The 13,420-nt window shown below is 59.4% G+C and carries 14 protein-coding genes and 1 pseudogene; all 15 read left to right on the top strand.

Translation table 11 applies throughout. From position 1 onward, the window contains the following. Positions 1-318 precede the first annotated feature (318 nt). Positions 319-636, top strand: a complete 318-nt coding sequence (locus tag K8374_RS25675) for a hypothetical protein (RefSeq protein ID WP_023383581.1) — start codon at positions 319-321, stop codon at positions 634-636. 668 nt (positions 637-1,304) lie between these two features. Further along, positions 1,305-2,852, top strand: a complete 1,548-nt coding sequence (locus K8374_RS25670) for a DNA cytosine methyltransferase (protein WP_023383582.1) — start codon at positions 1,305-1,307, stop codon at positions 2,850-2,852. A 185-nt stretch (positions 2,853-3,037) separates the two neighbouring features. Beyond that, the gene (locus K8374_RS25665; RefSeq protein WP_023383583.1) at positions 3,038-3,379 is read left to right on the top strand and encodes a hypothetical protein; all 342 of its coding nucleotides are present in this window, start codon (positions 3,038-3,040) and stop codon (positions 3,377-3,379) included. Positions 3,380-3,597: 218 nt separating this feature from the next. After that, complete coding sequence (locus tag K8374_RS25660; RefSeq protein ID WP_023383585.1) at positions 3,598-4,242, top strand: hypothetical protein; 645 nt, start codon at positions 3,598-3,600, stop codon at positions 4,240-4,242. A gap of 238 nt (positions 4,243-4,480) precedes the next feature. Next, complete coding sequence (locus K8374_RS25655) at positions 4,481-4,714, top strand: hypothetical protein (protein WP_023383586.1); 234 nt, start codon at positions 4,481-4,483, stop codon at positions 4,712-4,714. A 167-nt stretch (positions 4,715-4,881) separates the two neighbouring features. Next, positions 4,882-5,715 (top strand): hypothetical protein, encoded by an 834-nt coding sequence (locus tag K8374_RS25650; protein WP_224459409.1) that lies wholly within the window; start codon positions 4,882-4,884, stop codon positions 5,713-5,715. Between the two features lie 289 nt (positions 5,716-6,004). After that, on the top strand, positions 6,005-6,169 hold the full coding sequence (locus K8374_RS25645) for a hypothetical protein (RefSeq protein WP_156342218.1): 165 nt from the start codon (positions 6,005-6,007) through the stop codon (positions 6,167-6,169). 39 nt (positions 6,170-6,208) lie between these two features. Continuing rightward, complete coding sequence (locus K8374_RS25640) at positions 6,209-6,769, top strand: hypothetical protein (RefSeq protein WP_224459408.1); 561 nt, start codon at positions 6,209-6,211, stop codon at positions 6,767-6,769. Between the two features lie 89 nt (positions 6,770-6,858). Continuing rightward, positions 6,859-7,011, top strand: a complete 153-nt coding sequence (locus tag K8374_RS25635) for a hypothetical protein (RefSeq protein WP_156342216.1) — start codon at positions 6,859-6,861, stop codon at positions 7,009-7,011. A gap of 94 nt (positions 7,012-7,105) precedes the next feature. Beyond that, complete coding sequence (locus tag K8374_RS25630) at positions 7,106-7,924, top strand: hypothetical protein (protein ID WP_224459407.1); 819 nt, start codon at positions 7,106-7,108, stop codon at positions 7,922-7,924. Positions 7,925-8,398: 474 nt separating this feature from the next. Next, positions 8,399-9,244, top strand: coding sequence for a hypothetical protein (locus K8374_RS25625; RefSeq protein WP_060495097.1), 846 nt, complete (start codon positions 8,399-8,401; stop codon positions 9,242-9,244). Between the two features lie 1,026 nt (positions 9,245-10,270). Then, positions 10,271-11,785, top strand: a complete 1,515-nt coding sequence (istA, locus tag K8374_RS25620) for an IS21-like element ISPpu23 family transposase (RefSeq protein ID WP_058167704.1) — start codon at positions 10,271-10,273, stop codon at positions 11,783-11,785. Between the two features lie 17 nt (positions 11,786-11,802). Further along, positions 11,803-12,556: pseudogene (istB, locus tag K8374_RS25615) on the top strand (IS21-like element ISPpu23 family helper ATPase IstB). A gap of 48 nt (positions 12,557-12,604) precedes the next feature. Next, positions 12,605-13,090: a hypothetical protein gene (locus tag K8374_RS25610; protein ID WP_224459406.1), complete on the top strand. Its 486-nt coding sequence runs from the start codon at positions 12,605-12,607 to the stop codon at positions 13,088-13,090. Between the two features lie 17 nt (positions 13,091-13,107). Then, positions 13,108-13,416 carry a hypothetical protein gene (locus K8374_RS25605; RefSeq protein ID WP_023383599.1) on the top strand — a complete coding sequence of 103 codons (309 nt, stop codon included), beginning with the start codon at positions 13,108-13,110 and terminating at the stop codon, positions 13,414-13,416. The last annotated feature ends 4 nt before the right edge of the window (positions 13,417-13,420 follow it).

Genomic DNA, 13,420 nt, shown 5'->3' with positions numbered 1-13,420 from the left:
AGTCTGGGTGACATAGACAGGTAGTTACGCCTTTGGCCAGGTGGTTACCGAGACGAAGGTGAAACTCGGTCGATACACGGTGCTGCAATGGAAGACATACAGAACGCCTGATCTTGATCGAGAAGAATAGGGGCCAGCGCTATAGCCGGCCTTTGCTCGGCACTGGGGATCCCCCTCTTGTTCAGTGTGCCTTGCTGGTCTGGGCTTCGTTATCTGCGGGTGTTCCCCATATCGAGTTGACCAGTGAACGCGATGGCGCTGTCGGCCTCGCACCTACTCAATCCTGCTACTGACAGAAGTCAGCAACGGAGATCATTGATGCGCACACCCAACGAACAGGATTCACCCAAACTGATGGCCAGGTCGATCGAGCTGATCACCGACCGAGACGAGAAGTTCTCTGAAGTCGTTACCAGCATGGGCAGCTACGGCAACAAGTCCTTCCAGGAGGCCTTCAAAGCACAGTACCCCGAGGACTGGGCGACGATCGAGCGAAGCTACTCGTTGTCCGGGCTCCACTACGGCGAGGAGGGACGGTTTGTCGATGGGGAATGGACCTTGATTGCGATCGAGCCTTCACCATCTGCGCTGCTGGACGCGCAGTACTGCGACTACCTGCGGAACCCACCCTTTTAGCGATCGGTTGGCATGCACCGCACTCTGGCCTTGGATGCTGCCCGGCCGCATGAACGCTACACCCACTCCGGCCATGCTTGGCCGGAGTTTTTCGTTGCTGAACCTACCAATCAATTGGAGTGACCTGACGATGCCAAGAGGCTTTACATCAATTCATTTTCACGGTGGGCCTAAAAATGGCGAAGTGCAGGAGGACGTTCCCTGTTCAAGCTTGGGGGACTCTGTGAGCGTTCCGAGCGGGAGCGGATACACGGATGAGCCAGGCGGGGTTGTAGGTGTCTTCGTAGATGCATTCGAGCTGCCCGACAACTGGATGATTTCCAGCTCATTCAAATACGTCAAGCGGAAGCCAGTTACAGGTTGCTCTGGGGCGCATTACGACTTTCAGGAGAGGACGCTTGTGGAACGTTGTCGCGCTACTACCAAGTCGAATACGTGGTGCAGAAACGTAGCCATGCAGGGGAAGAAAACCTGTAGAGCTCACGCCAAAAGCCAAAATCTAAAAGACAAATACTGAAAGGGCGCGGCCAGAGAGTTGTTCTATAGTTTAATAATCTCTTGATAAAGATTGTCCTATAGTTTAATTTCGGTGTCCAGTAAGTAAGCACACCAGGTGAGCTCCACCAATCCACTTGGCGGGCACCACACAACTCTTCTAGGACGGCTGCATGCTGATCAAAAAAATCCTCACTCACTTCCACTTCTGCTGCGGCTTGGGCGGTGGTGCCAAAGGCTTCAACGAGGCGAAGCCCATCGTCGGCAACATGCAGGCTGAATGGGAGTGCCTAGGCGGCGTCGACGTTGATCCGGCCGGCCTTGCTGACTTCAAGCGTTTGACCGGTGTGGAGGGTACGCAGTTGGATCTCTTCACCCGCGAGCAGTACATCAGGTTCCACGGCAAGGAACCGCCAGCCGGATGGAGGGAAGCAACCACAGAAGACATCCGCCGTGCAGCACAGAACCGCCGGCCCGATACCGTCTTCATCAGCTCCCCGTGCAAGGGCGCCAGCGGACTGCTGTCGGAGAAGATGAGCGCGACCCCCAAGTACCAAGCCTTGAACGAGCTCACCCTGCGTTGCATCTGGCTGATGGCGGAGACCTGGCGCGACGACCCTGTGCCGATGCTGGTGTTCGAGAACGTCCCGCGTCTGGCCAACCGCGGCCGGCACCTGCTGGACCAGATCGGCGCCCTGCTAAGCCACTATGGGTACGCAGTCGCCGAAACCACCCATGACTGCGGGGTGATCGGCGGCTTGGCTCAAAGCCGCAAGCGTTTCTTGCTGGTGGCTCGCCATGTAGAGAAGGTCCCGCCGTTCTTGTACGAGCCCGAGAAGAAGAGCCTGCGCTCTGTAGGCGACATCCTCAGCCGCATGCCTCTTGCCGGCGACATCGAGCGAGCGGGACCAATGCACCGAGTGCCAGCTCTGCAATGGAAAACCTGGGTCCGCCTGGCTTTGGTTGAGGCCGGGAAAGACTGGCGCAGCCTCAACAACCTGGCGATCCAAGATGGGTATCTGCGTGACCTGGTCATCGTCCCAGGATATCGAGCGGGATATATGGGGGTGCATGGCTGGAACGAAAGTATGGGCACGGTGGCTGGACGATCGAACCCAACAAACGGGGCGTTCTCGGTGGCTGATCCGCGTGCCCGGGCAGGCGCCCTGCAATATCAGCAGTACGGTGTTCGCCGGTGGCAAGATACCAGCGGCGCCATCATTGGCGTCAAGAGCCCAGGGCAAGGCACATTCAGTGTCGCTGATCCCCGAGCGGCCAAGATGCGCACGAGTGGCGAACCCTACCTGCCTGGCGGGCACTACGGCGTGGTGCCTTTGCATGGCGTCGCGGGAGGTCAGCATGACGACAGCCGGTGGGACGTTGCCGGCACCCAGCTCCCAAGCGCTGACGAGAAGCTCACCTGCATCATCGAATCGCTCGACGGGACCTGGCACCGGCCCTTCACGACCTTGGAGCTGGCGGCGATCCAGAGCCTTGTCGAGCCAGAGGAGCAGCTGGAATTGGACGGGTTGAGCGATCAGGCCTGGCGCGAACGAATCGGCAACGCAGTTCCCCCGAAGGCAGCGAAAGCCATCGGTCATGTGATGGGCACTACGTTGCTGCTGGCAGCTCAAGGGGAGACTTTCATGCTGAGCAGCATGCCCATCTGGGTGCGGCCAGTCGCGGTTGGCCTGAGCGTATCTCAGCTGGCGGCACAGTGATCATGATCGGCCCACGGCTCCGGCGTGACCGCGGCTTAGGCGCGAGCTCCGCCGGCGCACACCGGCTGAAGACCCTTTGGAGACCGTCGATACAGTGCTGCCACTGATCGGCAAAACCGATGCCGGGTGCGCCTGGCATCATCACCACGACGTGAAAATCACGTCAACACGATGAGATGTAGAAAATGGATGATAGAAACAACGGCCTTCTGATCGAAGGCTTCGTGCAGGGTTCCTATGACCGTATGTTCGGTGCCGGCAAGGTGGAGGCTCGCCACCACCCGCTCACCAGCTGGTCTCAGGCAACCGTCTCCGGTAGTCAAAGCAACTTCCAGGACACGCAGCGCGATGTAAAGCGTACCGTCGAAGCATTGCAGAGCACCCTCTACAAGGAAGGTGGCAATGATGAGCTGCTGACCGAGCTGTCTGCAGTCGAAGAGCGTTTGACCAGCGCTACGACCGTCGATGAGCTGGGCACCGTGATCATCGAGTCGCGTCCAGTGCTTGACCAGGTGTTTGGCCGGTAAGGCAGCCGCCTGAAGCCCTGGACTGCGTTCAGGGCTTCTCACAGATCGGTGCACGCATCCGCCACCTCATGCGATCGAGCTGACGGGTGTGTAGACCTCCGGCATCCGCAACACCGCTATGCACAGTCTTCGAGCTGTGCCGAGCCCATAGAAACACAATCATCAATGCCCTGCTGGCGCCGTTGCGCCAGAGGTCGAACGCCTGCAGGAGGCAAAGCATGAGCATCACCAAGATCACCGAATGCCGCGAGTGCGGTAGCACGTCCCTGAGCTGGCAGACGCACAACAAGAACATCAGCGATGCTCAGCACGGGCGTTTGCGTACGAGCGACATTCGTTGCCAGCTGATTTTGGGTTGTGATCACTGCTCGGAAACTCTGGCCATTATGAGCGCCGATCAAGTAGCGGCATGGCTCACAGAACAAGGGCAGGCACAGTCCGTTCAGTACCAAGGCAGCGATGCCGTACCAACGGCCGCCAGTGCTGGCGAGGTTGAAGAGTCGCTTCTGTGGCTTGACGACTTTGTTGCGCGCTGCAATGGGGATGACCGCGGCTCCTGCGCAGCAGTCGAGACTCTGCGTGCCGCCCTGTCCGCCCAGGTGCAGGCCAAGAAGGTCAGCGCCGTTGTCTTGCGTGAGGCGATGGAGAACCTCGCGATCAGCGCTTCTGTGGCCGACCACCCACCCGTATTCCTGCCAGCGTCCGTGCGCCAGCATCCGCTTGTGATGCTGGGCGGTGTGTGCGTGCGGGTTACATACTCCGGACTGAAGTGGTACCACGAGCAGCTGGTCAATGACCGCTGGGAAGCGCTGGCCGTGGATGAGTTCGAGGCGCTGTTGGTCGAAGCGCTGGCGAAGGCATGAGCATGCCCGCTGATCACTGAGCTCTCGCGGTACCGAATGCCCAGTATGAGCTGGGCTGCCGCAGCTGTTTGACTTGCGAATCATCCACTGGCCTGTGCTGATGGTGGTGGGTCTCCAGACCGAACCGGCGTCAGCGGCGCAGCAAAAATAGGCACAAGTGCCTAAATCAGCCTACTAGGCACAAGTGCCTACTGAGGATTCTCTATCTCAGACCCACTCATCGATGGAGAGCCGACACATGGCTGTCACCCCTCGCAAACCTCGCAACAAGCCGACTCAACTGCAGACCGGCATTCTCCTTGCCGCTGCGGATCTCTCTCGCTACATCTACGACAGGGGCGATGCCGCTGCGCTGCTAAAGCGTCAGGGGCTAGCCGATGCCAACTGCTCGGCCATGGACGAAATGGACAAAGAGGAGCTGCGGATTCTGCGCGATGACTATGGGCTTGCCAGTCTGCGCGGGCTGGATTGAGGACCGCCTCGTTCCAACCATTCTCAACTCACCCAGGAAAAGAGCCGCCCGTCATGCGACGCTAGATTGTTCCACTGCAAGAACCGCACGGAGCCAAACGCCAAAGTGCGGCCTGTTGCAGGCTGAACCAGGCCATCGGGCAGGCTATTGAAGAGGCTCGAAAGTCAATGGATGACCAGGACTACAGTCCACCAGGATGGGTTTATCGTGAACACGCGGCCGCTGGTGGTGTGGCGATCACCGAAACCAGCGGGAGGCGTTACCCTCCGGTAGATTGGGCTGCAGTAGGGCCTGCCCGATGGTTCGACTGCAAGCTTGGAAAACTCTCGGACGTAGAGCTGGCGCGACTGATCGGCATACACCCCGATCGAATTCGCCGCCGGCGGGAGCAATTGGGGATACCTCCATGGTCGGTTGCTCAACAGATAGAGCCTTTCAAGCACCTCCTCGGCGTGCTCACCGATGGGGCGATCGCTTCCTTGTGCGGCGTGTCGCCAAAAAGCGTCACGGTTTACCGTGAGTCACTGGGTATCCTCCCGGTGTTGAGGCCGGCTCCTCGAAAGCAGGTGCTTCCCACCGGTCATCCACTGAGGATCTACAAACCTCTGTTTGGCTATGTCAGTGATCAAGAAATCGCGAAGGTGGCAGGTGTGGATCTTCATCTGGTGCAAGAGGTGCGCGAAGCATTGGGCTTCGAACCCGTGAGCCCATTGATAGAAGAGGCTACTTCAATCCCAACCGCGGATTACCACGGGCCATGGCTCGGGTACGAGTCCTTGCTGGGTAAGGTATCTCCGGCCCAGATCAGCAGGGAGGTCGGGGTACCCTATGACGTAGTAGAGCAGAGACGTGTGTTCCTGGGCATAGCACCCTACAAGCGCTTGTCCAAGGCGGTTCGTTTTGATCACTTGCTGGGCAAGGTCCCCAACAGCCTGGTAGCCAAACTCGCCGGCGTGTCGACCGCACGTATCGCAGAGCGGCGCAAGCAACTCGGCACGTGACCATGGCCGAGGCTTCGGCCCAGTCAGGCTGACCGCCGAAATGCTCTTCACCCACAGATAATTCCACACCCGGGTCTGCTTGCGTCCATGCAACCCAGAGCGGTGTAAGAACTCGATCACACCACACCGATCACGGCAAGCGACAATGCTGGACACGCTGCTGCTGGGCGCTCACAGGTGACATCAAGGGCGGGCGAAAAAGATTGTCCTATAGTATAATTTTTGCCTTGCATAATTATTGTCCTATGGTTTAATCTTATTCTCCGTATTCATCTACCAGGACAAATCAATGCGTACCTTCAAAGGGTCCATCAAGACTGACGTTCAGGGCTCCGATGTGGAGTTTGAGTTCGAGGTCGAGGACAACGCCACCCAGACTGAAATCGAATACGAAGCCAAGCAGGCTGCCTTCGAGCACGTGGATTGGAATTTCGAGGAAGTGAAGGGCTCGTAAGGCACTTCGGCCCCCACCCAGATTGGACAGGTGATAGCGATGGAACAGGTTTATCCGCAGGAGACGCTTGAGCACAAGCGTGCAGGTTTTGAGCAGGGCATCAAGAAGATCGCCGTCGAGCGCTTTGGTCACTCGGCCAATGACAACACCTTCTACATGCTGATCGAGCGCAACCGTAATGGCCGCTACGCCGTTGAGTGGGTGCGTGGGGCGTGGGAAGGCCTGCAGCTGGCTGAACAACTTCAGGCCAGCGCGCTGGAGATCGGTATGGGCCCGAAGGCGCTGCAGATCAATTTCCCGGCGGCCGAACGTGCGAGCGTCAGCGATTCCAAGCTCTACAGTCATGCCGAAGTGCCGAGCATGGACCTGGCCGACGAGGACTACATTCTGCACCTCACCGTGCGGGCTGCCGACCCAGACCAAGAGCGTCTCCTTGCCGATACCTGTACTCGTGCCGTGACATCAGCTCCCAAAGCGCTGGCTGCCATGCAGCAGGCCTATGCCAAGCTGGACAGCGTTGCCTTCGTGTCGGAGGAGGGTGACACCGACGAGGTTAAAAGCGCCTTGCTCGATGCCATGGCTGCTCTCTCTGTTCAGTGAGGTTCCTCTCTGCGCCCGGGAGAGAAGCATGACCAGGGCGTGGGTTGGGTTGAGGTCTGAAATCAGCGCCAGCACACACAGGATCCAACATGGACCAGCAGCCGAATTGGCGAGTTACCTACCATGACAACCAGGGTAAGACCATCACCGTCGAGGTGATTGCATCCACCTACAACGACGCCATCAGCAGGGCGTCCGCCAACCTCTTCAACGTGTACTTCCAGTCTGCGGTACAGATCTAGGTCAGCTCCTGAAGCACGCATCCCCAGCCATCGAGCTGGGTCGATGCCGTGGAAGCGGCGCGGATTTCGCGTGCGCAGCAGGGGTAGGAAGATCATGCCGTTGACCTGGAACGTTGCTTATTACTCGGGGATGTCCAGCACTCAGGACCTGAGGGCTGCCGTTGATGAGGGCGTCCCAGTAGGTGTTGTTGCCACACTGCTGGACACCCTTAAACTCCTTCGGACGCTTCCACGTCATTTGGATGCAGGCGGCGCCGTGTTCATTGACTCGGGAGCCTTTTCTGCATTCCAAAAGGGCGAGCTCGTGAGCTGGGAGAAAGTGTTTTTCGCCTACGAATGCGTGCTGGGGTGGACGGACAACCCCGGGGCGCTGAGCATCGTGGCACCGGATGTCATCGGTGACCAGTCGGCAACCCTCGACTTGTGGGCTGTGCACGCAGAGCGAGTTCGCACATGGATCACGGCCGGCGCTCGTGTGATCATTCCCCTGCAGCGAGGGGAGCTGTCTGCCGGAGAGATGCTGGCGCATGCCAAGCGGATATTTCAGACCGACCAGTTCTGCGCGGGAATCCCATCCAACTTGGCGGCAATGAGTGCTGAGGATTGTGCAACCTTGCACCATCACGACTTCCACCTGCTGGGGCGTGTGGTGATCAACGCCGAGTTGGGCGATAAACTGCGTGCCCTGCTGGCCAACAATCCCGATGCCATCTACACGGCAGATGCGAACTGGCTGCGGTCCCGCATCAAGGAAATCAGCCTCGCGGCTAAGGAAATGCGGCAAGCGCCGGCGGACAATCCGTTTGAGACGTCGCGCACACGTGCCGTACGAGCGATTCTGCGCCTGGATCCGTATCACCAGCAACCCGGCCCCTCGGGCGCCCGCCAATCGGAGCTGACTTATGGCACATAACACTGGCACCGCTCAGTGCTCGCACTGTGGGGCTGAGTATCGACTGGTCACAGAACACAATCGCGATATGCAGCGGCTCTGCAGGGCCTGGCTCAGCCGCCACGAGCGGCCGTGTGCAACCAGGACGCCGGAGCAGCGTCGGGCCTGGGCGCAGAAGTACGTAGGGAAGGATTTCACTGAAAGCAGCTTGACGGTCAACCTGGAACATCCTGGGTTTAAAGAGATCCAGCCGGGTCATGCAGTTTTGGGCGACGCTCCAGTTCCTCTAAACCCATCTGTGGGATTGCACTGACTGCTACTTGGCCATCCTGCCGGGCAGATTCGTTCTCCCTCCTGTTGAAGGTGCGGGTTGATCGCCGCTTTGGCAGAGTGTTGCTGGGCGAACACCCATTCTGTCAGTGGCGATAGCAGCGCATCAGCTATCGCAGCCATTATGCCAGTGAAACCACCTGTCATTTCCATAGGAGCTGTGAAGTGAAGTCCGTCGATGTTGTGAGCAAGGCTTGGACAGATACATACGAAGAAATTGCTGCTAAGGCCCAGCTTGTGCGGGATGTGCTGGAGCAGCGCAACGTGAGGCTGCGGTCCGGCAGCGCACTTTCGCAACTGCTTAGCCAGGCCGACAAGCTGAGCCTAGCGTGGGCAGAGCAAGTGAAGCCAGATGACCGGGTGGTCTGGGAAGCGGCGTTCGTGAACCGTCTGGCTGATGCGGTCACCAACTTGCCTGAAGAGCCAGGAATTCAAGAGGCGCTCAAGCGTATGGCCGGCAGCGTCATGCAGCCGGATGATCGGAACACCTCCCAAGGGAAGGACGCTCTCTGGGAGCTGGTGCTGCTGTCCGACTTGAAGAGCCGAGGGTTAGCAGCCAAAGCTGCAGAACCCGATATCCTGGTTGACTTCGGCATGGGCGACTACCCGATCGCTTGTAAGAAGATCTGGTCTGAGAGCGGAGTTGAGAAGCGTGTTAGCCATGCTGCCAAACAACTGGCGCCGTTCAACAATGGCGGGGTCATCGCTCTCAATCTGGACGATTTGGTCCCCGTCGGGAAAGCTGTGAGCGTTCCCACCAAGGAGCTTGCAAAGGCTGTTCTGACCAAGTTCAACTTGGACTTCATTGAGCGTCATCGAGACGTGCTGCAAGATGCTGTCATGAGCGGCAAGTGCGATGGTTTCTTCATCTCGACGACCGCCTTTGCTGTCCTGGCGGAGGAGGAGACATCGGCCTACCTCGCTACGCAAGGTTCTTTGTGGCACCTCGGAGATTCGTCGCCAGAGTCCTGCGAGCGCTTCCTTGCATTTGGTCACACGCAGGGCATGTAACCAGGAGCCTGCAGAACCACGAAGCGCCGGAAAATCCTGGGAGTGACAGTCAACACAGTGCTGTCGAGTAGCCTCGCTAAGGTCGAAAAGATGCGAGAGGATTGACAGCCGCTTCGAAAAATCAGACATTGCGATTTCTGAGGACGCAAGTCTGTTTCGTTGAGCGCGGTCAGTCCTCTTGGGATTGGTCGCGTTTTCCTACATTTTTGGGGTCTCCTTTTCTGCTCATTGGTCATGACTCTCATGACTGATCAGAATCTCAAGCAACCGGCTTGCCCGCCGACCCTCTCAGCATTTCCGGCATATCATCAAATCCCTTCCTCAACGCATGCTATCCGATCATTCTTCAGCTGTAGCTCTTATACTGATCTGTCCTCAGGCTGTGGTAACATCAGTTATACGTACGTGTTATGTATCAATTTGCTTGTGTCTGGGGGTGTGTATGGCAAGTGACGAAGCTCTAGGGTGTGATTACCAAGGCAGGCATTTCGGTGCGGCCTATCCCGATGCGCAGTGCGTCGACGGTTTTCTCTGGGATGAGGATAGCTGCGATGAGCCTGGAGGTGCTCTTCTCCATGGAGGCGACATTCCCTGCCCAAAATGTAATTCAGCTGCGCATGCCACGTACTACGGTACGGAAGAAGACTCAGCGTCGCCCTCGGCCCAGTCGACTGGCAACGGTCCTTACCAGCTACTCCCCAACAACCCCGAAGATTCGCCGGGCTGTGCACCTGCTCTGTCGTGAGCTTGATCAGCTACACAGGTTCGAACGTTCATACACTCACTGGAAAAAGCATGTCACCACTTCGAAAGATTGCTGTGTGCGGATTCCACGGTCATCTGGCCACCCATTCCATAAGCATCTGACCACCGATTCCACGGTGATCCGGCCACCCATTCCACGCGTATCCGACCACTGATTCCACGGTCATCCGGCCACTCAACCGGGCAGGCAGTAACGCAGGATTTCTTCACTACCATCGACCTCTTTTTCGAAGCAGAGAGGTCGTCGTGGAGCGTTTATCCATGCGTAAGATTCGCGAAGTACTTCGTCTCAAGTTCGAGGTCGGGCTATCGGCTCGCCAGATTGCCGTCAGCGTGCAGATCGGTCGTGTCACTGTCGGCGATTACCTCAACCGCTTTGCCGCCAGCGGTCTAGCCTGGCCCTGTTCGTTGTCCGATTCCGAGCTGGAGCAGCAACTGTTCCCACCGCCCCCTGCGGTGCCCAGCGAGCAACGGCCATTGCCCGATTGGTCTTGGGTGCATGCCGAGCTACGCCGGCCGGGCGTGACCTTGGCGCTGCTCTGGCAGGAGTATCGCCTGAGCCAGCCGAAAGGCTTTCAGTACAGCTGGTTCTGCGAGCACTACCGAGCCTGGCAGGGCAAGCTGGACGTGGTGATGCGCCAGGAGCATCGCGTCGGTGAGAAGCTGTTTGTCGACTACGCCGGGCAGACGGTGCCGGTGATCGACCGCCACAGCGGCGAGATCCGCCAGGCGCAGGTGTTCGTCGCGGTGCTTGGCGCGTCCAGCTACACCTTCGCCGAAGCCACTTGGTCGCAGCAGTTACCGGACTGGCTGGGCTCCCATGTCCGCTGCTTCGCCTTTCTCGGCGGCGTGCCGGAAATCGTGGTGCCGGACAACCTGCGAAGCGCGGTGAGTAAGAGCCATCGCTACGAGCCGGACATCAACCCGAGCTACCGCGATCTGGCCGAGCACTATGGCGTGGCGGTGGTGCCGGCGCGGGCGCGTAAGCCGCGCGACAAGGCTAAGGCTGAGGTCGGCGTGCAGGTGGTCGAGCGCTGGATCCTCGCCGCGCTGAGGAACCGCCAGTTCTTCTCCCTGGACGAACTCAACAGCGCCATCGCCTTATTGCTGGAGCGGCTCAACCGACGACCGTTTCGCAAGCTGCCGGGCTCCCGGCACTCGGCCTTCGAAGCCCTGGATCGTCCAGCGCTGAGCCCACTGCCGGAGCAGCCCTACGTCTATGCCGAGTGGAAGAAGGCGCGCGTGCATATCGACTATCACGTCGAGGTCGATGGGCATTACTACTCAGTGCCCTACCAGTTGGTGAAGAAACAGCTGGAAGTACGGCTGACGGCGCGCACCGTCGAGTGCTTCCACGCCAACCAGCGGGTGGCCAGCCACCTGCGCTCGCCACACAAGGGCCGGCATAGCACACAGACCGAGCACATGCCCAAGAGCCATCGCGAGCATGCCGAGTGGACGCCGCAACGGTTGATCCGCTGGGCCGAGCAGACCGGGCCGCACACCGCCGGCGTGATCAGCCACATCCTCGAACGGCGCATCCACCCAACCCAAGGCTACCGGGCCTGCCTGGGCATCCTGCGCCTGGGCAAGACCCATGGCGAAGTGCGCTTGGAGCTGGCCTGCCGACGCGCCCTCAGCCTCGGCGCGTGCAGCTACAAGAGCCTCGAATCGATCCTGCGCCAGGGGCTGGAAAACCTGCCGCTGGCCCAGCAGCACCTGCCCCTGCTGCCGGACGACCACGCCAACCTGCGCGGCCCCGGCTACTACCACTGAACACAAGGAATCCCACCATGCTGCCCCATCCGACCTTGGACAAGCTCCAGACCCTGCGCCTGACCGGCATGCTCAAGGCACTCGCCGAGCAACTGAAAACCCCCGACATCGACAGCCTGAGCTTCGTGGAACGCCTCGGCCTGTTGGTCGACCGCGAACTGACCGAGCGCGACGACAAGCGCCTCAGCAGCCGCCTGCGTCAGGCCCGGCTCAAGCACAACGCCTGCCTCGAAGACATCGACTACCGCAGCCCGCGCGGACTCGACAAGGCGCTGATCCTCCAGCTGAGCAGCGGTCAGTGGTTACGCGACGGACTCAACCTGATTATCAACGGCCCGACTGGCGTCGGTAAGACTGGCTGGCCTGCGCCCTGGCCCACCAGGCCTGCCGAGAGGGTTACAGCGTGCGTTACCTGCGCTTGCCGCGCCTGTTGGAAGAGTTGGGCCTAGCCCACGGCGACGGGCGCTTCGCCAAGCTGATGAGCGGCTATGCCAAGACCGACCTGCTGATCCTGATGACTGGGGTCTGGCCCCGTTCAACGCGGAACAGCGCCGCGACATGCTGGAGCTACTGGACGACCGCTACGGCCAGCGCTCGACCATCGTGACCAGCCAAATGCCAGTGGACAACTGGCACGAACTGATCGGTGATCCGACTCTGGCCGACGCCATCCTCGACCGCCTGGTGCACAACGCTTATCGGATCAACCTCAAGGGTGAGTCGATGCGCAAACAGACGAAGAAATTGACGACACCGGGCACCTCAGACTAACAATGCCCCCCCTGCGTCGCTGCGCTCCGACTGCCCGGCCGGATGGCCGTGGAACAGGTGGCCAGATGGCCGTGGAATGCCTGGCCAGATGAGAGCGGACTGGGTGGCCGGATGGCGTGGAATCCGCATGCTGTGCTCGGTTGTGTCGCTCTGTCGCTGGCAGGGTGCAATGACAAAAAGATCAATGTCACCATTCCGACTGGCTCGACCCTCTACGTCAAGCTGTATCACCTCGGTGATCCTGCGCTCGGCTCGGTTCTGCCAACCGAGTACCGGGCTGGAGGGTTTGGCAAAGTGGAATATGAAATGTCTCAGGTCCTGGCCGGAAATGAATGCGCCCTGGGCATTCCTCTGAAATGGAACAGCCGCCAGCTCAAGCATGAGACTTCTACCGCCACACTGTCCTGCGACGGAGCTGATCAGCGAGAGCTGAAGGGCTATGTGATCGGTGAAGACGGCAAACAAGGCCTGGCCGGTGTTACGTTGGGCAGCGTGGTCCCGTTTGTGGTCACCGAGACAGCAACGGTCAAATAGCCCCGGGGGAGAGCATCATGCAGCTGTCGAAATTGCGGCCACGGCTGTACCCAAACGGGCGGCTAGCCCTGGAGCTGCTCTACGAGGATGGTGAGCACTGGGGCGTGCTCACAACAAACCTCGTGGAGGCCGAGTTGGCGGTCGATGAGGTGTGTATCCACGCCTGGCAACTGCCCGATCAGGTCTTGGATCTGCACCTGGCATCCGGAAAGTTTGAAGACACTGGCAGGGTTGAACCTGCTGGTTTTGAAGACGCACCTGTGTGGCGGGTCATCTGCCCAGAGCTGCTGGCGCATGCCCAGCGAATGCGGGCTCATACGAGGTAAGCAA

Origin of the sequence: Pseudomonas sp. p1(2021b), from assembly GCF_020151015.1 — a bacterium.
Taxonomy (GTDB): domain Bacteria; phylum Pseudomonadota; class Gammaproteobacteria; order Pseudomonadales; family Pseudomonadaceae; genus Aquipseudomonas; species Aquipseudomonas putida_K.
This window is presented reverse-complemented; position numbering and strand designations above follow the sequence as displayed.